At 36.2% G+C, this 20,854-nt stretch carries 16 protein-coding genes; 9 read left to right on the forward strand and 7 right to left on the reverse strand.

The genetic code is table 11. The annotated features are described in order from the left end of the window. The first annotated feature begins 85 nt into the window (after positions 1–85). The 8 genes from DKG77_RS11735 (at position 86) to DKG77_RS11770 (ending at position 11,230) form a co-directional block, all read left to right on the forward strand. The gene (locus tag DKG77_RS11735; protein WP_165819387.1) at positions 86–985 is read left to right on the forward strand and encodes a TolB family protein; all 900 of its coding nucleotides are present in this window, start codon (positions 86–88) and stop codon (positions 983–985) included. A gap of 55 nt (positions 986–1,040) precedes the next feature. Further along, on the forward strand, positions 1,041–2,234 hold the full coding sequence (locus tag DKG77_RS11740; RefSeq protein ID WP_109663196.1) for a serine hydrolase domain-containing protein: 1,194 nt from the start codon (positions 1,041–1,043) through the stop codon (positions 2,232–2,234). A gap of 23 nt (positions 2,235–2,257) precedes the next feature. Next, positions 2,258–3,115: a PD40 domain-containing protein gene (locus tag DKG77_RS11745; RefSeq protein ID WP_207785453.1), complete on the forward strand. Its 858-nt coding sequence runs from the start codon at positions 2,258–2,260 to the stop codon at positions 3,113–3,115. Then, the gene (locus DKG77_RS11750; RefSeq protein ID WP_109663198.1) at positions 3,112–4,800 is read left to right on the forward strand and encodes an alpha/beta hydrolase-fold protein; all 1,689 of its coding nucleotides are present in this window, start codon (positions 3,112–3,114) and stop codon (positions 4,798–4,800) included. The genes DKG77_RS11745 and DKG77_RS11750 overlap by 4 nt, the downstream gene beginning before the upstream one ends. Positions 4,801–4,944: 144 nt before the next feature. Next, entirely contained in the window at positions 4,945–6,456 is a 1,512-nt protein-coding gene (locus DKG77_RS11755) for a PQQ-dependent sugar dehydrogenase (RefSeq protein ID WP_109663200.1), read from the forward strand. 511 nt (positions 6,457–6,967) lie between these two features. Next, on the forward strand, positions 6,968–7,570 hold the full coding sequence (locus DKG77_RS11760; RefSeq protein WP_109663201.1) for a hypothetical protein: 603 nt from the start codon (positions 6,968–6,970) through the stop codon (positions 7,568–7,570). 7 nt (positions 7,571–7,577) lie between these two features. Next, the gene (locus tag DKG77_RS11765; RefSeq protein ID WP_109663203.1) at positions 7,578–8,363 is read left to right on the forward strand and encodes a hypothetical protein; all 786 of its coding nucleotides are present in this window, start codon (positions 7,578–7,580) and stop codon (positions 8,361–8,363) included. A gap of 32 nt (positions 8,364–8,395) precedes the next feature. Then, entirely contained in the window at positions 8,396–11,230 is a 2,835-nt protein-coding gene (locus DKG77_RS11770; protein ID WP_109663205.1) for a S8 family serine peptidase, read from the forward strand. A gap of 30 nt (positions 11,231–11,260) precedes the next feature. Here DKG77_RS11770 and DKG77_RS11775 read toward each other — a convergent pair whose 3' ends face one another. Both DKG77_RS11775 and DKG77_RS11780 read right to left on the reverse strand, forming a co-directional pair. Further along, positions 11,261–12,175, reverse strand: coding sequence for a leucine-rich repeat domain-containing protein (locus DKG77_RS11775; protein ID WP_165819388.1), 915 nt, complete (start codon positions 12,173–12,175; stop codon positions 11,261–11,263). A 1,131-nt stretch (positions 12,176–13,306) separates the two neighbouring features. Then, positions 13,307–13,699, reverse strand: coding sequence for a DUF983 domain-containing protein (locus DKG77_RS11780; RefSeq protein WP_109663209.1), 393 nt, complete (start codon positions 13,697–13,699; stop codon positions 13,307–13,309). 153 nt (positions 13,700–13,852) lie between these two features. Here DKG77_RS11780 and DKG77_RS11785 point away from each other — a divergent pair, with 153 nt between their 5' ends. Further along, positions 13,853–14,728, forward strand: coding sequence for an AraC family transcriptional regulator (locus tag DKG77_RS11785; protein ID WP_109663211.1), 876 nt, complete (start codon positions 13,853–13,855; stop codon positions 14,726–14,728). Positions 14,729–14,745: 17 nt separating this feature from the next. Here DKG77_RS11785 and DKG77_RS11790 read toward each other — a convergent pair whose 3' ends face one another. The 5 genes from DKG77_RS11790 to DKG77_RS11810 form a co-directional block, all read right to left on the reverse strand. After that, on the reverse strand, positions 14,746–15,552 hold the full coding sequence (locus DKG77_RS11790) for a universal stress protein (RefSeq protein WP_109663213.1): 807 nt from the start codon (positions 15,550–15,552) through the stop codon (positions 14,746–14,748). A 225-nt stretch (positions 15,553–15,777) separates the two neighbouring features. Then, positions 15,778–17,148, reverse strand: coding sequence for an aldehyde dehydrogenase (locus DKG77_RS11795; protein ID WP_109663215.1), 1,371 nt, complete (start codon positions 17,146–17,148; stop codon positions 15,778–15,780). A 192-nt stretch (positions 17,149–17,340) separates the two neighbouring features. Then, positions 17,341–18,135: a hypothetical protein gene (locus tag DKG77_RS11800; protein WP_109663217.1), complete on the reverse strand. Its 795-nt coding sequence runs from the start codon at positions 18,133–18,135 to the stop codon at positions 17,341–17,343. A 123-nt stretch (positions 18,136–18,258) separates the two neighbouring features. Continuing rightward, complete coding sequence (locus tag DKG77_RS11805; RefSeq protein WP_109663218.1) at positions 18,259–19,452, reverse strand: Gfo/Idh/MocA family protein; 1,194 nt, start codon at positions 19,450–19,452, stop codon at positions 18,259–18,261. A gap of 16 nt (positions 19,453–19,468) precedes the next feature. After that, entirely contained in the window at positions 19,469–20,767 is a 1,299-nt protein-coding gene (locus DKG77_RS11810) for an alpha/beta hydrolase family protein (RefSeq protein WP_109663220.1), read from the reverse strand. Between the last annotated feature and the right edge of the window lie 87 nt (positions 20,768–20,854).

Below are 20,854 nucleotides of genomic sequence, written 5' to 3' on the forward strand. Positions count from 1 at the left end.
TTCTTTATGTAGTAGTAACAAGAAATGATTTAAACAGAAAAGCAATCATATTGGCTATAAGAAAGTAAACATGAAATTTAAGTACATGAAACACGTAAAAATCTTACTCATTTTAACCTTCCTATCTGTCTTTATTACTTATTGCCAGAATAGTGAAATACCCAAATCAGCATCATATGCTATTGCTTATAATTCAAAAGAAACTGGCCATGTAGAAATTTATTTAAGGGATATAGAAGGTAAATCAAGTATTAAAAGTACAAATGAAAATGGTGGTTACTTGGCTTGGTCTCCTGACGGAAAACACTTTGCTTTTTATCACAAATATGATGAAAAGAAGACTTGGTCTATTCATACAATGAATAGTGATGGTACGGATAGAAAACGATTAACTCATGCAAAAAACAAATGGGATAATTCTCCAGCATGGTCACCTGATGGTAAAAAAATTGTTTTTTCAAGAGCATATAAAGATTCAGATAATAATTGGCAAAAAGAACTTTGGATTATGAATTCTGATGGTAGTGAATTGTCTCAAATAAAATCACTAAAAGGTGGTGGCCCTTATTTTACACCAGATGGTAGAATAGTCTTTCACTCGGAAAATAAAAAAAGCTGGATAAGCATAGCAGATATTGATGGTAATAATCTAATTCGGTTGACACATAATGAAGCAGAAGAGCAACATCCTGAAGTTTCACCAGATGGCAAGCAAATCGCTTTTATGTCTTACAGAGATGGAAATCATGAAATTTATGTAATGAATATAGATGGTTCTAATCAAAAACGATTAACAAATAATGATTTTGATGATTGGTATCCATCATGGTCCCCTGATGGTTCTCAACTAATTTTTTCATCACTTAGAGATGGAGAAAAAGGTATTTACATTATGGACAAGGATGGTTCTTCAGTAAAAAAAATTATAGCTAATGCTACAAGTCCTGCATGGCTAAAAATAGCTAATGGACACCTCACAAAATGAAGTTATCTGAACGCCTGGAAATTTCAAACGTTATAACCATTAAATAAAATAGAAAATGAGAACTACCCAATTTCTAATGCTCATAATCTTTCTGTCGTTTAACACTGTCTTTGCACAACAAAATGGTCATCGCGCACCGGAGGCTACAGCTACCGAGGCCGAACTCTCTTTCCGAGATATTCCTTATCTCAAAGAAGCTTTTATCGATGCAGCGCCAACTGATAGAAAAGACGGTATCCCCGTAGGTGAATTAGGCATCGATGGTGGTAATAAAGCGGTGGTTCTCAAGCTGGCTCAAGAGATTACTGATAACAATGATGGTAAATTCGACAGTTTTCTTATTGTGCATAAGGGCAAGCTCTTGTTTGAATCCTATTATTTAAGAGGGAGAATCGATTTGCCCCACTTCCAGGCATCAGCTACCAAAACCTATACCTCTATGGCACTTGGTCGTGCAATCCAGATGGGATATCTGACCATGAACGATTTAGACAAACCATTAGTTAGCTTTCTAAAAGAGTTGGATCCTTCAAAATTTGTCGAAGGGGTAGAGCTGATTACTTTACATAAGGCGTTGACCATGAGCACTGGTATCCGTATACCAGAGGAACAATGGGAAGAGTTTAGAAAAGACCCCAGCAAGATAAAAGGTCAGCAGCAAGTCCAAGCTATTTTGGAGCATAGTGCGCCTATAACCCCAGCGTCTCAACATTTTTTATACGGCACTGGTCCTGGTTTGGTAATGCAGGTTCTTGAAGCTGTCGTACCCGGATCGGCAAAGGATTTTATTAGAAATGAACTTCTGGATAAAATGGGCATCACGAATTACGTCTGGCGTACACAGCCTAGTGGCTTACCAGAAGCAGGTTGGCGAACAAACATGACATCACGGGATATGGTCAAATGGGGCACTTTGGCTATGAACAAGGGCAAATGGAATGGTGAACAACTAGTTCCGGAAGCTTTTCTCGCCAAAGCAACCAGCAGGATTCTCTTAACCGGTGATGATGATGTCTATGGTGGTGGCAAAGATGTTTCTAAGCAAGGGTATGGGTATTACTGGTGGTCTGCAGATTTGAAATACGGCGATAAAACCTATTTCAGCAGATCTGCCCAGGGCGGTGGAGGCCAGTATATCATCTTGATTGAAGAACTCGATTTAATGATTGTGGTTACTGCTCATAACAATGATAACCGTACCCTTCAAATCATTGCAGAGTCCATATTACCTGCATTTATAAAGAAATAACAATTATTATCAAGATCTAAGAGATGAGAAAAACGTATTTTATTTTGATGTTTATAGGGGTGCTATTTTTAAGTGCCTGTGGCTCCAAAAATCAAAATATAAGTGAAAGCAATCCATTGTCTACAGAAGACACTTATTTTGGGTTAAATCCACCAGGTATGGAAGCTGAACTCCTTGAATTAAATAATATGTCACAAAAAGGGTGGGAGCTAGGAGGTGTGAATGCTCCAAACATGAAAGAGTTTTACTTAATCTCTACTTTGGAGACACCCCTTCGCCCTATTGTAATAAGCTTTCGTAAGGAAAACAGAGCCTGGAAGAAATACGAGTTTTATGATACTGGCGGAGATGTTCTGTATTCGAAAGACAAATATATTGAACGAACCGACTCCGGTTGGTCGGCCATAAAAAGTCTTGGAGCTCCTTTTGACACGATTCCCATTATGCGTTTGACAGCTTCTTCCAAAGGAACTTTGGTTTATGATGAAGCCACTAGAGATGGAAGTGGTATTCTTAGATATTCACGACTCATAAATGGCAAGCGTGAAGCACCAAAACCTTTTGATGCAAGGATAAATACTGGTAAATGGACGGCTCACCCTTTCATTGCTCCGGATGAATCCTACATTATCTGGGATAGTGAGCGCGAAGGTGGATATGGCGATAGTGATATGTATATCAGTTTTCGACAGTTAGATGGTTCATGGGGAGCAGCCATTAACTTCGGGGATAAGATAAATACAGATGGTGAGGACGGCGGAGGATATGTAACGCCAGATGGAAAATATCTTTCGTATTGCCCCCGTTGCAGCCCACCCTATGATAGAATGTGGGTGGATGCAAAGATTATTGAAACACTCAGACCTAAAACAGAAAAATGAGAAAATTTAAGTTATTTCTAGTACTAGCCACAGTTGCGTTCCATACGCTCTTTGCCCAGGAGAATCATATTAAAGATGATGCAAAGGCAGCGAAAACCTCTAATTTTGAATTGCCAAAGATTCAGGTTGTCCCAATAATGGATACTAATGGCAATAAACAATACGAGCTTTATATTAAGTTGCCGGAAGGATATTCAGAAAATAAGGACACCCGATACCCAGTAATCTACTATACAGATGCAATGTGGCATGTTGAGATGTTATCTGGTTCCACAGAATACATGTTGGAAGACGTTATTCTAGTTGGAATTTCATGGCAGAAAGACATAAATGGAGACCTAAAAAAAGAAGTAGGAGAACATGTTAGTCGGTTCCGAGATTACAGTTTTCGTAAATCAAATAAACCTGAAATTCAAGCAAAATATCAATTTGGACAGGCTAGCAATCACCTAGCTTTCATTCGAAATGATGTTATTACCTATGTTGACAATACGTATCGCACTGACCCAAACAGTCGCACCTATTTTGGTTATTCAATGGGTGGTGAATTTGGTGCTTACATATTATTGTCTCAACCGGATACCTTTAACAATTACATTCTTGGCAGTCCATCCATTAAAAATGAAGTTGAATATCTATCCGAACTCAATACGAAATTCGGACCTTATGAAGCGTCTAATAGAAACTCGAGCCTTAATGCTAATGTTTTTATTTCATATGGTTCATTGGAAGAAGAGATGGAGCCTATCGATGAATTTATTAAACTATTAAATGATAGAAGAGATGACGGTTTAACCGTACTAAAAGAAGTGATTGACGGAAATCATGGAACTGCATTCCCTATGACCGCAGTTCGCAGTATTAGCTGGCTGGCACAACTGAATAAACCCGTATTGGGAGGTCTTTATTTAGGGCAAAAACCACCTGGTTTCACCGCTATACCTTTTGCACCCGGAATTGTTAATACAGAACACCGAGAACTGAGTGGGTTTTTTTCGCCAGATTTAAAAGAGTTTTACTTTAATAGGAATGGCGGTAGCTATGAAAAGCACGCATTGGTTGTTTTTAAAAATATAGAAAATCGGTGGAGCGAGTCGTATGTAATGCCCAGAATAGGCAGACCAGTGTTTGCACCAGATGGTAGGACCATGCATTTGGGAAAGAAATATATGGTACGTACCGAGACAGGTTGGTCTAAAGTGAAAAGCCTTGGTTCTTATTTCGAAGACATTCGCATTATGCGTCTTACGTCTTCATCCAAAGGCACTTTTGTTTTTGATGAAGTAGGTTCTGAAGATGGAGATGGTGTTATTCGTTATTCTCGCTTAATTAACGGCAAGCGTGAAGTGCCAAAACCATTTAGCAAAGAGATTAACACTGGTAAATATAATGCCCATCCATTCATTGCACCTGATGAGTCCTATATTATATGGGATGGCGAAAGAGAGAGCGGTTATGGTGATTCTGACCTCTATATCAGTTTTCAACAGAAAGATGGTTCATGGGGCGAGGCCATTAATTTAGGAAGTAATATAAATACAGAAGCTTGGGAGTCAACAGCGTTTGTAACCCCCGATGGAAAGTATCTTTTCTTCAATAGAAATGTGGGTTCATCCGATTACGAAAATGTAGATATCTTTTGGGTAGATGCGAAGGTAATAGAGGATCTTAGACCCAAACCATAAAACTCGGATAAAGTTTCATAGGTGCTTGGTAGTAATCTACTGATAATCAGTATCATTTTGACTTCCCAACCCAATACTTTATTTTAATTGTCAACGTTACATATATATGTAACGTTGATACACTAAGTGCTAAAATGGATAATTATGGCCCCACACACCTCAAATCTGTTTTTCAAAATAGCTTTACAATTAAAGAACGCTTATCAATGGTTAGAGACAACACCGAAATTGGTATTGTTGTTTCTTTTGTCCATTCTGTTGAGCTGTAACAATTCGCTGGAACCCGTGTCGCCCGAAGAAGAAATTGATCCAGACAATGAAATCGTTGATTTGCCAGATGTTGCCCTCACATATAGAAATCAATGTGGAGGTTGCCATGGACAAGACCTGGGCTCGTTTGTTGAACGCGAATGGACCTACGGCAATTCTCTGGAAGATATCATAGAATCCATAACGGATGGGTATGCAGGCAATGGTATGCCAGCATACGAATCGGCTTTAAGTGCACAACAAATCGAAGATTTGACCAACTATATACTTACCGAGATTGATGGAAAAACCAAAGCGATGTTGGAGGAGGAGAATCCCGATTTGTCAGGCTTGATCTCATCCGATGATCTTACCTTCCGATTGGAAACCATAACAGATGAAATTCCGGGCATTCCTTGGGGGATAGAACAACTGCCCAATGGTGAAATTTTGGTAACCGAGCGTGGAGGAGAGCTATTTTTGGTACGGAACGATAAGCAATTGATAGCAATTACTGGCGTCCCAGAGGTTGCTTCGCAAGGGCAGGGCGGATTGTTGGATGTGCTGATACATCCAAATTTTGAAAGCAATGCATTTGTTTATCTATCTTATTCCCGTGTAAACCCCAATAATTCTTCAGAACGAACTACCGCAGTGGTAAGAGCTAGGCTTGAAGGAAATAATCTGGTTGATGCGGAGAACATTTTTACGGCACTTCCATATCTCAATAGTGATTACCATTATGGCTCAAGACTGGTATTTGATAGCAATGGCTATTTATATGTTTCCGTTGGTGATCGCGGAAATAGAGATGCCTACCCTCAAGAATTGGACAATGCTCACGGAAAAATACACCGCATCCATGACGATGGCCAGATTCCAACCGACAACCCTTTTTATAATACATCGGGAGCGGTCAATTCAATTTTCACTTATGGAACACGCAATCCTCAAGGAATGACCCTGCATCCAGAAACTGGAGCGCTTTGGGAAGGCGAGCATGGGCCTCAAGGAGGTGATGAAATTAATATTTTGGAAGCAGGCAACAACAATGGTTGGCCCGTGATTTCATACGGTATCAATTATGATGGAACCACATTTACAGACCTTACAGCATTGGATGGCATGGAACAGCCCGTGTACTACTGGACTCCTTCTATTGCTCCCTGTGGAATGACATTTGTGTCAGGGGATTTTTATGGAAATTGGAAAAATGACTTGTTCGTCAGCTCGCTTAAATTCGAATACCTCCATCGTTTAAAGATGAATGGCAATGAAGTCGTTGGCCATGAAACGCTATTAGATGGTATAGGCAGGGTACGTGATGCACAAATGGGTGTTGACGGTTATCTTTATATTTTGGCAGAGGGCCCCGGTAGACTTATACGCCTTGTGCCTGAGCAATAGTGCCTCATTTATTCTAGTGTAAGAGGCAAATTAAAGAGTACAGTAAGGTTATTTAACCCAGAAATGACTTCCAAAGCAATTTTACATAATGGCTTATTATGGAAATGAAACAATTTGTTCCATAATGTACCGCGTTATGTAACTTGAGCTTTGATTAAAAGCGAAAGTTGTTACTCTCTTCTTTGATTTTTTTCTTTCTAAAAACTTTCTTTTAAAAAGGTAATGGAACACTTTTTTTCTTAAAACACGCAGTTTTGTAAGAAAAAGTGTGCGAAATGATATAAAAACCTCAGAATTTCTAAGGTTTTCCTATAATGAATTTTTAAAGTTATTTTTTATATTTAAATACTCCAAATTATTGACTTACTTCCTTTTTGTTTTCGCCCCTAAAAAATACCCTTTATTGGGTATATAATTGACTATTACTAACAACTAACTTTCGTAAAATTTTTTATTTGAAACACTTAAATTCAAAATGCTAAGAAGCTAAAAAAATTGATTTTTAAAGGTTATGAACACTAAACTTGAAGAAATTAATAAGAAAATTAATAGAGGAGAATTTCGTGAGGCTATTGACGCATTGCTAGTAATGGATTTGATTGAAGAATATAGAATAGATATTCAATTTATTTCTGCTTATTATCACAAGTTAGAAAAGACTAAAGACGAGGTCGATTCTAGAGACTATAAAACAAGTTATAACGCAAACGCTAGAAATCTAATTAATTTAGTCTCAAGAATTGCCAATCCAGAAAAAGACAATACAAAGCATATTGATAAAGTTGAAAAAACTCAAATAGAAAGTCTACGTAATTCTTCAGAAAAAGAAGCCAGTTCTTATAAGAAAAAAGGAGATTGTTTAATTGGACTGAGTATTGTTTTAATATTTATAGGTTTAGGGGTTTATTATTTTACTCGTCCTGACCAATTCGCCATTTTTTTATCGATAGCAGGTATACCAATTGCTTTGGTATCAATTCCCAGCTATAATAATTTCAACAAGGAAAAAACTGACGCTAAAATTTGCAATAAACTTTTAGCTTTCATGGGACCAAAAACACATTTTTTTAGAAATGATCCAGAGTGGTTCATATTCCAAAAGTATTTACAATAAATAAGTAATGGAAGAGAGCAAAGAACAATTTGAAGATTTACTTAATAGCGTTAGTGAGAATAGGAAAAAGGCAAGGAAAGTCACTTATCTATTAACCTTTATTCCCATGTTAATTGCATTTGCGTTGTTGTTTTATGCATACAAAAAGTTTGATGAAGCAGATAAAGCATTAATTAAAGCTAATGAAGAAAAAGAAATTGCTGAAAACGAAGTTAAAAATAAAGAATTGGAAAAAGAAAGCCTTGAATATGAAATTGATAGCATTCAAAAAATAAATTTAATCAAATTAGAAAATTTTAGGAAACGAGTCAAAGATTTCGAAATTTTATATTGGACACCAGAAAGTTTAGGTGAAAATGTTGATTCGTTGACACTTAATGAAGCTTTTAAAGCTAATGCAAGAATTCATAATGTACTAAAGCAGGATACCACATATGTTGATTATCATAAAATTAGAATTCGTTTTTATCGTAAAAAAATTGATTCGGATAGAGTAAGAATAGCGCTGAATAGGACACCATTCCTTGATAAAGATCCAGTACGGAGAGATTGGAATGGATCTGCTACAAACAGAATAGCTGCTGATAGAACTGTTGATATTAAATTCATAAAGTATGTGGCTTTAGTTTTACTTCAAGAAGGGGTAAGAATAAAAGAAATAAGATACTTTAAAACTCCTAATTATAAGAATTTAATCGAAATTTCAACTGGTGATGACTTATTGAATAATAAGAATTTTAGCTTTGAGGATATTGTGGCTTTAAAGGAAAGTGACTTAGAACCAAAATCATAATTTACTAACATATATTTTAATTTTTAAAAGATATGAAAAAGTTTAATCTAATTATTGATAAACCTAAGCTTCACACAAAAAGCGACCCATTTTCTCCTAGCGAAGAATTACAGAAAGATGGTTTAAATGCCTGGGATGAAGCCCATAACTATAGGAATCAAAACAAGTTAGATTATTATGTCGAGCCAGAGATTGATGAGGAACTTTTTGAAACGGAGTTCCAAGAAAAACCAATTTTGAAATCTGATAAACCTCAATATTTGGACACTTGGCCATTACCACCTGAAATAACAGATAAGTTTGTCTGGCATTTACATGATCAGTATTCAGAATTAGCTATTGCCCATGAAAAGGTGAAACAAAAAATCCAAAAGGAAAAATACATTAAAATTGCACATATAGACACTGGTTATCAACCTGGTCATGATGCACTTCCAGAACATTTGGATGAAGGAATTAGTTTTGTTAAAGGCGAAATCGGTAAAAGCGCGATAGACACAACTAATGACACTTTCGCAGAACAGGATGGACATGGAACAGCAACCATGAGTATCTTGGCTGGTAAAACAATAACTTTTAGTTCAAACGGACATCAATATAAAGGTTATTTCGGTGGAATTCCTTTCGCAGAAATTATTCCTATTCGAATTTCGGATACTGTAGCGTTGATTAGGTCTCAAAATTTTGTAAAGGCAATTGAATATGCAATACAGAGAGAATGTGACGTAATTAGCATGTCAATGGCTGGGGCACCAACTAAAGAATGGGCTAAAGCAGTAAATAAAGCTTACAATGCAGGTATAACCTTAGTTACAGCTGCCGGTAATAGTTGGAATAAAGGGGGAAAAAGGCTTCTACCTAAAAAGGTTTTGTACCCTGCACGATGGGAAAGGGTTATTGCTGCAACCGGTGCAACCTCTAACCACAAGCCATATGTTTTCGATGCCCAGTTATCAAAGAAATCTGAAGGTGGCGAAACCATGCAAGGAAATTTTGGCCCGAAAAGAGCCATGAAAAGCGCAATAGCGGCCTACACACCAAACACTCCATGGCCAACCATGAATGAAGCCGAAAAGGAAATTTATTATCGTTTCGATGGAGGAGGAACCTCTACGGCTACACCTCAGGTGGCTGCTGCGGCTGCACTTTGGTTAAGTTATTACAAAGATGAAATAGAATCAAGCATCAAATCACCAAACGAAAAATGGAAAAAGGTTGAGGCTGTTAAGCATGCACTTTTTGAATCTGCTGATAAGACCACTTATGATGAGTGGGCGAGGTATTATGGAAAAGGAATTTTAAAAGCTAACAAAGCTTTAGGAGTCTTTCCAGATTTTGATAAGCTCAAAAAAGCAAAAAAGGCTAAGACCTCTTTAAATGGGATTTTGGATTTATTGGGTATTATGCTTCGATTAAAAAATGATGAGCTGTCTGATGAAGAAATTACAAAGAATGAAATGTTTTCTACCGAAATATTACAATTGCTACATACGATTCCAGAATTGCATGAATATTTGGATATTAATGACGAGGATGAAAAAAATGATAATGTATTCTGGAGTGAATCTGACAAACAAGAAATAGTTAAAATTGTTTTAAAATCCGATTACACTTCCGATGCCTTGAAACAATATTTGATGTCAAAAAGTGAATTTAATACGTCCAAAATGAATTTAGATAACGCGTTTGCATTACTTATAGGTGTTGGAGCTGATTTGCCTGTGACCATTAAAGATGCCCAAGCTTTGGCAAAAATACTTAGCAATCCTACCAAAGCCGCATATAATGAAGAGAATATCCAATTATTAACAGGATCAGGGGCCAATAGAATTAAAGTGCTCGAAGCATTAGAGAAATTAGCAGAGAAGACCTCACAGATACAAGATGCAACGGTAATTATATATTATTCTGGCCATGGAGGAATTTACGCCGATGAAATAGATAATACCATAAAAGAAAATTATTACATGTTAACTAATGGTTTTGATAAAAATAACAGGGCAGAAACAATGGTAAGTGGTACTGAGTTTTCCGAAGCCGTTGATAATATTTCCGCACAGAAACTATTGGTAATGCTTGATTGTTGCCATGCTGCAGGAATGCTTCAACCTGGACAACCACTATTAAAATTAAAGAGCCCTGATAATGGTTTAGTTAATTCAAACATAGAACTACTAAAAAAACTAAATAGTGGAGAAGGAAAAGTGTTTATTACTTCCTGCGATGATGACGAACAATCCGTGATTTTACCTGGATCGAAGAACAGTCTATTCACTGAAGTGATAATAGAAGCTTTAGAAGGGAAAGCGAGTCGAGGATATGAATACGTGAATGTAATTGACATTTTATCTCACGTCTTTAAGCAAGTACCTGAACGAGTTGATAGATTTAATCATAAACAAAGACCTATAATCAATAAAATTGAATTTTTAAGTCCAGATTACTTTGTATGCAAATCTGCTGAATTTATAGATGACGGTAATGAAATTTTGGTAAAATCTGAATTGGAGTTTGAACAAATCAAGACTTTTATTGAAAAATATAACATAGAAAATAGTCATAGCACTATTAATGTAGAAAATATTACAGAGAGTACTACAGGAAATAAAGATAAAAATTGTAAAGAACTAGTTACAGAAGTCGAAAGTTTGATTTTCAAGGCTGAAACTTTTAAAGCAATCAAGAAATTTCACGAATTAACTCAAGTTTGCTACACGGATTATATAAAAGATGCCAGATTTATTGCATTTAAGTATAATAGCCTTTACAAGGATAAAATGTCAGGGATATTGGAAGAAGGGTTTTATCAAAGAGAGCTGCTTAAAATAACTAAAGATCTTGAATATCGGTTAAGCTTGTGCGATTAGAGTTTTTGGTCCAAAAATTAACTAGCATTATTATTTCAAAACTATACTCAATAATCCATTGATAATTTTATTCTTTTCAATTGTTTCGTTCTCCTTATTTATGATATTGGCATAAGTTTGATTTTCAACTATATTCCATTGAGCTTGCAAATTGTAGATACTTTTTAGTTCATTGTGTTGAAAAAGTGATTCATAATTTGCAACAGACTGAAAGAATTTTTTTAACTGCCCTTTCATTATATAACTAGTAATCCTTTTTAAAGTATTATTAACCTCATTAATTATTATTTCCTCTGGTTTTTTCTTGAAAATAGAATAGTTATTCCCTTTTATTTTAGATAATCTAACATAGTTATCGTCAATTAAACCTTTAGTGTTATGGTATTTTATATTACTGTATGTGTAAACATTCTTTAAAAGAGGTAATTCGGTAAGTAATTTTTCGATTGGTAATATTTCAAAAAAATTACCTCCCATCCATATAACTTTTAGCTGTTTTAATTTAAAAATTTCTTCAGGAAAGGTTTCAAACTTATTATATGATATATTTAATTCTATTAGGTTTTCAAGCTTCTCAATTTCTTTTGGCAATTGTTTTAACAGGTTGTTCGATAGTTGTAATTTTTTCAACTCTTTTAGCTTCCCAATTTGCCTAGGTATGCCCTTAATACGGTTATTATTAAGATTTAAAATTTTTAATTTTTGAAGTTCAAATAACTTTGTATATGTATGTATTATTGAATTATTTGAAATATCAAATGTTTCAAGTCTTTTAAGGTTTTCAATTTCCTTAGGTATATTTTTTATTTCATTATTTATTAACTTAAGTTTAAGTAAGTTCTTTTCATTTAATGCCTTTTCTGGTATTTTTTTTAAGTCCTTTTCGTTCAATACAATTTTAGGCTTTATCGTAGTTTTACGCATATTATTATTATCTTTCAACATCTTTATGGAGGAGAAGGATATAAAAATGGTAAAATAACCATCTTCGGAACCTCTCGAGTACATTTACTCTAAAATAATAAGAATTTTCATAAAGTTACGCACTAAATTAAAAGTTTAGCAGGCGGCTTTGAAAATCTATTATGACAGGAGAGAAGGTTAATTATTAATGAAAAATGATAGTGATAACATTAATAGCAATTTAACCATTAAGACTGATGATTTCATACTATCAATGAAGTCGTATATCAATCTTGCGTACTACTGTTCGTATTACAAAATATGGACTTAAGAGCCCATATCGAAAGGTATGGGCTTGTTTTTCCCATTAATAGTTTCACACTTTAAATAACACTAGAATATTACGTGGTTTTGACAATCAAAAAGTTTGATAATGCATTGGGAAGAAAGAGCAATTCAGCTGATTAGCCAGTATTAGGAATTAGTAAACTTGAGGTTTTAATTCTTGTGAACATAATTCTAATACCTTATAGAACTTCCTTAGTAGTAGTTTATTTTACATAATGTGAAAAACTTCAAACAAGACGAGAGGTTAGCAAGGGCTAAGAAATTATCTCGCAGAGTAATTTTTAGCTGTTGCGACAAGCCGCTGAGAATCTCCTGAAAAATTTGTTGGTAGGCAGTTTTTCATAAATCGCATATTTCAAAAGAATCTAAAAGTTTTGCTTTTTTTGGCGCTGGCCAAGCGATGGCAAATTGTGTTTAGAAATGAACGCCATAAAGCGTTTATTTTTAAAAAGCAATCGAGCGATTGGCTGTGCGGCAATTTTACATAACGACTAATTATAGATACAGCCGAAAGGATTCTCGCTGGGATTCTCTAAGAATTTGAAATTATCTAAAAAGTTTTTTCTTTGTATAAATATTGAAGCTACGTAAATTAAACAGGCTGATGACCCTGTTGGTAATTCGCTTAAAAGCTATAAATACAAGGGATATTTTACATAATAGAATTATAGCTTACAGCTAAGGTGTTGAATCAGAAACACATATAAACCAATCTGTACTATAATTTATATTATGTAAAATAGAATATATACAAGTTCCCATTCCACTTTATTCTTTACTCCCAGTTCATTTATCCAACTGTTCTCCTCCTCAGCAAAATAAAAGCTATGCTTTTGGTTCTGACTTTAATTTTTCAAACGTCATAAAGAAATTGATCCATATATTTCTAGAAATCCTAAGAATCAATGGCAATGCCATAAACATGATCACAACAATTAGCCCATATGTCATAATCAAACTTAAATTAAAAACCAGATAAGACATCACAAATGCAAAACTTGCAAAGGCCAAACCAACAGGATAGCTTACATACATAGCTCCATAAAAAAAAGAAGGTTCTATCTTATACTTTGTATTGCAATGACCACAGCGCTCTTGCATTTTTAAAGTACTGGAAAGCTTGTACGGGTTCTGCTCAGTATACATGATTTCATTTTGACAAACCGGACATGTTCCGGTGAGAATGCTGTACAATTTAGTTCCCTTTAAAAATTTCATAATTCACTCTTTATTGCACTACGGCTGAATGTGGTATACTTTGAAAAACAACCCTATATCCATCTATATTTGCTACGCAAATGTAATGATACATCTATATTCTATACTAACACAATTAACTCTTTTTTTTGTACTTTTAGGACATTACATTCTATGCAGCATATTCCAATTCTACATATTGAGCAGTTTGAAAAAGAAGAATCACTATCAGACTTTTACAGCAATGATTTACAGTTACATTTAAAAAAAAATGCACAAATCATTCATAAGCCCCACAAGCACGATTTTTTTCTCTGTGTATTATTCTGTAAGGGTTCCGGCGTTCATGAAATTGATTTTAACGCGTATCCTATTCAGCCCGGGAGCGTATTTTTTTTAAAACCGGGTCAGACACATTCCTGGAACTTCAACAGTACTCCAGAGGGTTATATTTTCTTTCATACCCCAGACTTTTATGAGCTTTACTTTCTGAACAGAAAACTGACTCAATTTCCGTTCTACTACTCACTTAAAAACCCGCCCGATCTTACATTAGTACCCGAAGCAATTTCTAATGTTGCGGCTCGGTTTAAAGAAATCAATACGGAGTACCAACAAAGTTTTACATATAAAAAACAAAAGCTCAGTAGTCTTGTAAACCTTACCTATATTGACCTGACGCGACACTATGCAAATTATGAGCCTATAAAAAAGGTTCTTTCATCTACTTATTTGCAAACCTTGGAAATTTTGGAAAATCTTATTGAGCAATTTTATAAAACGGAAAAATCGGCAAAGTTTTACGCAGATAAATTGCATATTACCCCAAAACATTTGAATAGGATTACCAAGTCAACCCTAAACAAAACTACAACGGAATTAATCACGGAAAGGGTTTTGTTAGAGTCCAAACGTCTAATTGTGCACTCGGGTAATTCTTTGATCCAAGTTGCAGAAACCCTTGGCTACGAGGATTATGCCTATTTTTCTAGGGTTTTTAAGTTAAAAACGGGTAAAACACCCCTAGAGTTTAAAAAGAGCTATCAATGATCTCCTTTCTAAAAATCCTATTGCATGATCAACACGGGAATATCCAGCTTTTTGGCAATTTGTCTTGCAGAATCTGGCTGAAACGATAATCCCTTCGTTTGCTTTTTGGTGATACAAAACAACTGTGTATTGGTTTTAAGTACATAAGAAGCCAGGCCGTCCAAGGCATTTGCTCCTTCAGAAAACACATAAGAAACGGTTTCCTTTGTGCTGGATTCCTCCTCAATAGCTTCATCTTGAGGACCTCGAACACTAAAAAGTTTTAAGGGTTTTGTGGTTTGTTTGTTTAAGTCGTTAATGACCCCAAGGTTGCTTTCTTCAACTTTATTGCCATAAATACCTAAAGAAAGATCTTTAAAAGAATGTAATTTATGGTCCTCACCAACAATTAGTACATTAACATTGCACTCACTCAGTACAAATTCAGTAATACCCTTCCCAAGGAAATTGGTCAACTTAGACTTTCGCTTTCCTAAAACTACTATATCTGGCTGTGAATCAGATAGATGCTCTTTAATTGAACTTTTTATATTACCGTATGCAATTCTCGAAGTTATGGGATACTCTTCTTTAGCGCTTATTCCTTCAATAAACTCTTGTAACTGCGCTTTAGTGGACCTACTATCCTGATGTATGGTCCGCATTGCAGACAATGCATTTTCATGTTTGACAACATCTGCTGGAGCTTTTACGTATAGAACCTCTACCCTTCCGTCAATTACTTTGGCTAATTGTATAGCATTGATCAAGGCAATTTCAGAGGCTTGTGATAAATCTATTAACACCAAAAGTTTGTATTTGCCACTGTCTTTTTTAGTACTCATGATTCTGTTGTTTTATGATATTTGTAGGAATATTTTAAAGATAATACTATTACTATCACAATATAACAGTTTAACTTTTGATTAGGAATAGTATAACATTTAACACCTTAGCCTTTTCAGTGAACCTTGGTTAAGAGGCAAAGGCCCAATCAATAGATTGAGTTTACCAAAAGCTTTGGATTTGGAAGGTATTGAAAAATAAGCATCTTATGGAAATCTATTCGCTTAGAAAAGGTGCTTTATTCTCTTTACCCATTTTATGGGAATGTTATAAGGTGCATAGCGAATTGGGATATCTATCCAATTTGGCTTTCTTATAATGGCTTTTTTGTGTGAGAACAAATCAAAGGAGTGTTTACCGTGATACCCTCCAATTCCTGACTGCCCTACCCCACCAAATGGTAATCTTTTATTGGTTATTTGCATTACAGTATCATTAATTACCCCACCACCAAATCCATAATTGCCTATTATTCTTTTCTGGAACTTTTTACTGGTTGAAAACACATACAGTGCCAATGGATTTTCATGTTGAGTAATATACTTCTTTATATCTTCTTCCGAATCATATGAAATGATTGGTAGTATGGGTCCAAAAATTTCATCTTTCATTAAATCGCCATCAAAATCCGGCTCATCCACCAATGTTGGTTCAATAAAACGTTCCATATTAGAGCAAGTACCTCCAAAAAGAATATTTGCTCCATTAAGCAATTCTGTTAATCTGTTGTAATGGCTATCAGTGGTTATTCGTGCAAAATCCTTTGATTTTTCAATCTGGTCTCCATAAAATTTTCGGATATTTTTCTTCAGTGCTTCAACCAACTCATTTTTCACACTTTTTTCAACCAAAATGTAGTCAGGAGCGATACACGTCTGTCCCGCGTTTAAAAACTTGCCCCAAACAATACGTTTTGCAGCTAACTTAATAGATGCGGTCGCATCCACAATACAAGGGTTTTTTCCGCTTAATTCCAAAGTAACCGGAGTAAGGTGTTCAGCTGCGCTTTTGTAAACAATCTTCCCCACTCGCGTGCTGCCGGTAAAGAAAATATAATCCCATTTTTTGGACAAAAGCTTTTGTGATACAGGTATTCCACCTTCAACAACGCAGACATATTCTTTTGGAAACACTTTCTGTATGATTTCTGAAATGACCTTGGAAGTTGCAGGAGTTAACTCTGAGGGCTTTAGTACTACCGTGTTGCCCGCAGCTAAAGCACCTATCAATGGTGAGATGGTCAATAAGAATGGGTAATTCCATGGGGCTATGATCAATACATTGCCATACGGCTCTGAATGTATCCAATCTGAAGACGGGAAATTCGTCCATGTAGAACTGACCTTAACGGGTTTGCTCCAAAATTCAATATGGTTTAAGATGTGCTTTAATTCTGAAAGTACCAGTTGTGTTTCCGTTGCAAGTGCTTCAAATTTTGGTTTTTTGAAATCTGTATACAAGGCTTGGCAAATAGCATCTTCTTTAAGGACCAATTCCTTTTGTAACTGTTTTAGAAATTGTCTGCGATAAGTAACACTCTTTGTTCGTTGTGATTCAAAAAAGGCTTGTTGACTCTGTACTAAATCTTCAATCATATGTAATCATTGTTAGCCTTATCTCGGTTTCTCAATTATGGAAGAGAATTCGGATAAAATTCGGGAACCTAAAGTTACAGTAGATAAAATAATATTACTAATTCCTTTTTCTTTTATGAAAGAACAAACCCTAAGCAACAAAAAAAAGCACCGATTCATCGGTGCTTTTTGTATAATGATCATTGTTTTAAACTACAATGTAACTTCCTGGGTATTTCCGTTGGGCATGGTTATGGTAGCAAGGTTATCGCAAGTGCCATCACCAAAGTCTACGGTGATGATCAGACCGTTTTTAGCTACAAGCATGCTCCCACCTGTTAGGTTTGCACAAGTAAGATTGCCGGTTAAATCGTTTACGGTTTCTACGATATATGTGTTTCCATTTGCTTGCACCTGCCAATTTCCGGACAAACTGAATACACTGGTTTCCAAAGTTTCACCAAAAGTAAAACTGAAGGTTTTGGTTCCACTTTCAGAAATAATACTTTCATCTTCCATTTCAATTGACATTTCACTGGTCACTGTAAATGAAATAGTGTTCTGTTCAAGACTACTTGTCAAAACGTAATTTCTGGTTCCGTTGACTTTGATGTCTCCAATGTAAAAATCGGCATAGGTTGCTGTAAATGCAGCAGTTTCGTTACCTACTTGATATGTAACCGTTAGACTGCCATTGATGTTTTCTGTACCATTGAGAACACAATTGTTAAACGTAACAACAAAACCTGTTTGTGAATACTCCGCCGAATAACAATCGTTGGCTTTATTTGAAGATTTTCCTGCAACTGCGCTATTGGCAAAAAGTTCTGCCAAAACGCTATCTACGGCACCAGCAGCTTCATCGGTTTCCAAAATATTTTGTAATTCGGTTTGCGTTAATTCTACATCGTTTTCTGATGTTATGCCATCTTCGCTACAACTCTGTAAGAACAGAAAAGCGAAAGAAGCAAGTAATAATGTATGGATTATTCTAGTTAGTCCATTCATGATACTAAAGTTATGGGGTTATGCTGCACTAACGAAAAGACCAGTATTTTTAGTGTGCCATCACCTAATTTATCGATGAACTACTGCTGAAGCAAATAATCCAGATTGCACTTGTTTATAACCTTACATAACCTCAATAATGCCCGTCTGGTTTGCATTGAACTGCATTCTTTTTCCGGACCAATATGATGCAGCAGCTAAATGAGATGGTTTAACGGCATCTAGGCCAACATCAATAGGTGCGGTAAGCCCCGCTCCAGTTTTAATGGCATCAAAAAAGTTTTTAACATGGGCATTGGTTAGGTTTTCATCATTTTTAAAAACAACTGCTTCACCTTTGTGTGGTGTATAGATGTATCCGGCCCTAAAAAGTTCTAACTGCCCTTCCGTACCATGAAAAAGAACAGAATCATGCTGGTTTTTAACGGGCATCACACTACATTCAAAAGTAAAGTTCCACCCTCCTTTATATTTAATGATCGTATTTACGGTATCTGGATTGGTCCTATCATCCTTTAGGTGATAGATGCCACCAGTTGTAACGGCATTTATGGGGTCCGTATCGTCCATCATCCATTGTGCCACATCACCCCAGTGGGTCAAAAGATCGGAGAGGATTCCTGTACCATATTCTTTGTAATGGCGCCAACCATCGTATCTTGGCCAGTAATAGTCCATTTTTGGGGAGGGTCCAAGAAAGGTATCCCATTTAAAGTTCTCTGGCATAGGTTGTTGTTGCAGTTGTCGCCTTTGCCAGCCAAAATTGCTCCATACAGCTCTAACAAAGACCATATCACCTAATTTCTTAGAACCTCCAAAGAATTCTTCTTTTACTCTTTGATACATTTGTCCACTGCGCTGTTGGGTCCCAGTTTGACACACCACCCCACTATTTGCAACCGCTTCTTTTAGCATGGGGCCTTCGTTATAGTGCAAGGTTACAGGTTTTTCCAGGAGAAGGTGTTTTCCTGCGGCCAAAATTCTAATGGCGTAATTTTTATGCAAGTGGTCAGGTGTGGCCAATAACACCGCATCAACATTATCATTGGTGAGCACCTCTTCCAAATCATAGGTCATTGGAATGTTACCTAACTGCAAATAATCGACTGTTCTTTTTACTTGCTCATCCCATACATCACAGAATACGATTGGCCTTATCTGATTGGTCTTCAACATTTCTCCGAGTACCCATCTGCCACGTCTCCCCGCTCCTACTACTGCAAGTCCTATTTTATCATTGGACCCAAGAATATTTCCGTAAGATGCAGCCGTTAACGCAGCTGCGCCAGTTCCTATAATAAAGTCTCTTCTCTTCATTCTTTTTGATTAGAAATTAGTCTATAGCAGGAGTTGAATGGAGCAATTCCATACCAATAGAAGTTCTTGGCTTAAAACCTTTCCAATTTCCCGTATTTGCATCGGGCTCAACATTCAAATATTCCTGATAATCCGCATCTTTTAAATGAATGCCTAAAAATGCCGTGATAAAGTGCTGGTTAACATTATTGATTCGCCTCATGTCCCAAACGGAATCCGCGTACCTCAAATATTCATCTATATGCAGCCCAGGCTTCATGGTTGCAGATGCTGGAGGGTTTGGCGCTACATTGTGTCTAGCATTTATATAAGTCAATAAATAGCGGTCGCTGTTTACAGCGCCTTCATAAATAGCTTTAATGCCTTTTTCATACCCTGATATGTCATCTTCACTACCTGCTACAAAAAGCGTAGGGGTCTTTAAGCCTGCCAATCCATTTGCATCCCAAATACCATTTGCCATGCCCCAAGGTGCCAAAGCAACAAACGCCTTGATTCTTGGATCGATGGAGTTTTTATAAGCTTCGCTATCCATCCCTCTTTTATTTAATGCATCGCTGCCTCCTGTCATTGTTTTAAAAAAACCTAAGGCACCGGAACTATATCCCGCCCCGCATGTATTGAGGCCGCCGTATCCTCCCATTGAGTATCCAATAAGCCCGGTATTATCAGTATCTACTAGGCCTGTTAAAAAACTGCCACTTCCAGCAGCTGAAAGTCTATCTAGTTCATTAAGGACAAATAGTTGGTCCAATGACCTATTTGCCAATGTACTAGTGAAATTGGCAGCATCTTTATAGGTAGAATCTGTATGGTCAATGGAAACGACCACATAGCCTTTTGAAGCTAAGTTTTCTCCTAAATAGGTGAATAAAAACCGTGATCCCACGTAACCATGAGACAAAATAACAAGGGGGTACTTTCCATTATCCTTTATGGCAACGGCATCCCTTAAGGCCCTTCCATTAAATGTAAAAGGAATTACCGGACGGTCCTCCGTCCCATTTCTACCTAACACTTGCGTATATGTTTCAATTTCTTCAACACCATCTGGAACAAGAGCCGGATACCACACCTCGATTGTTATTGGTCGGTCATACATTTTTCCTTTTCCATCCTTAATGCTTAAAACATCAAGTTGGTTTTTGTTCACCAAATTTATTGTTTGGACTCCTACTCCATAGGTTCCGCGTGCCGTAAGTTCAGGTGCATCTGGCAAAGCATCTCCAATAAGAAATTCATGCTGTGCGTATGAATTGTGGAGGGCAGTTAAAAAAAGAAGTGCGAAAAAAGAAAAATAAAAGTGTTTGGCCATTTTAAGGGTTATTTTATGTTCACTTAAATGTAATGAATTATGGGCAAAACAAGACTAGAAGCGTCTCATGCATAGGTATTGTAAGCC

The organism is Flagellimonas aquimarina (assembly GCF_003149745.1).
GTDB classification, from domain to species: Bacteria; Bacteroidota; Bacteroidia; order Flavobacteriales; family Flavobacteriaceae; genus Flagellimonas; species Flagellimonas aquimarina.

Excerpts from the sequence above, each read along its gene's own strand:
- DKG77_RS11745 (WP_207785453.1), top strand. The coding sequence starts at position 2,258 with ATGAGAAAAACGTATTTTATTTTGATGTTTATAGGGGTGCTATTTTTA.
- DKG77_RS11735 (WP_165819387.1), top strand. The coding sequence starts at position 86 with ATGAAACACGTAAAAATCTTACTCATTTTAACCTTCCTATCTGTCTTT.
- DKG77_RS11805 (WP_109663218.1), bottom strand. The coding sequence starts at position 19,452 with ATGAAGAGAAGAGACTTTATTATAGGAACTGGCGCAGCTGCGTTAACG.
- DKG77_RS11740 (WP_109663196.1), top strand. The coding sequence starts at position 1,041 with ATGAGAACTACCCAATTTCTAATGCTCATAATCTTTCTGTCGTTTAAC.
- DKG77_RS11765 (WP_109663203.1), top strand. The coding sequence starts at position 7,578 with ATGGAAGAGAGCAAAGAACAATTTGAAGATTTACTTAATAGCGTTAGT.
- DKG77_RS11750 (WP_109663198.1), top strand. The coding sequence starts at position 3,112 with ATGAGAAAATTTAAGTTATTTCTAGTACTAGCCACAGTTGCGTTCCAT.
- DKG77_RS11780 (WP_109663209.1), bottom strand. The coding sequence starts at position 13,699 with ATGAAATTTTTAAAGGGAACTAAATTGTACAGCATTCTCACCGGAACA.
- DKG77_RS11770 (WP_109663205.1), top strand. The coding sequence starts at position 8,396 with ATGAAAAAGTTTAATCTAATTATTGATAAACCTAAGCTTCACACAAAA.
- DKG77_RS11755 (WP_109663200.1), top strand. The coding sequence starts at position 4,945 with ATGGCCCCACACACCTCAAATCTGTTTTTCAAAATAGCTTTACAATTA.
- DKG77_RS11790 (WP_109663213.1), bottom strand. The coding sequence starts at position 15,552 with ATGAGTACTAAAAAAGACAGTGGCAAATACAAACTTTTGGTGTTAATA.
- DKG77_RS11795 (WP_109663215.1), bottom strand. The coding sequence starts at position 17,148 with ATGATTGAAGATTTAGTACAGAGTCAACAAGCCTTTTTTGAATCACAA.
- DKG77_RS11785 (WP_109663211.1), top strand. The coding sequence starts at position 13,853 with ATGCAGCATATTCCAATTCTACATATTGAGCAGTTTGAAAAAGAAGAA.
- DKG77_RS11760 (WP_109663201.1), top strand. The coding sequence starts at position 6,968 with ATGAACACTAAACTTGAAGAAATTAATAAGAAAATTAATAGAGGAGAA.
- DKG77_RS11775 (WP_165819388.1), bottom strand. The coding sequence starts at position 12,175 with ATGTTGAAAGATAATAATAATATGCGTAAAACTACGATAAAGCCTAAA.
- DKG77_RS11810 (WP_109663220.1), bottom strand. The coding sequence starts at position 20,767 with ATGGCCAAACACTTTTATTTTTCTTTTTTCGCACTTCTTTTTTTAACT.
- DKG77_RS11800 (WP_109663217.1), bottom strand. The coding sequence starts at position 18,135 with ATGAATGGACTAACTAGAATAATCCATACATTATTACTTGCTTCTTTC.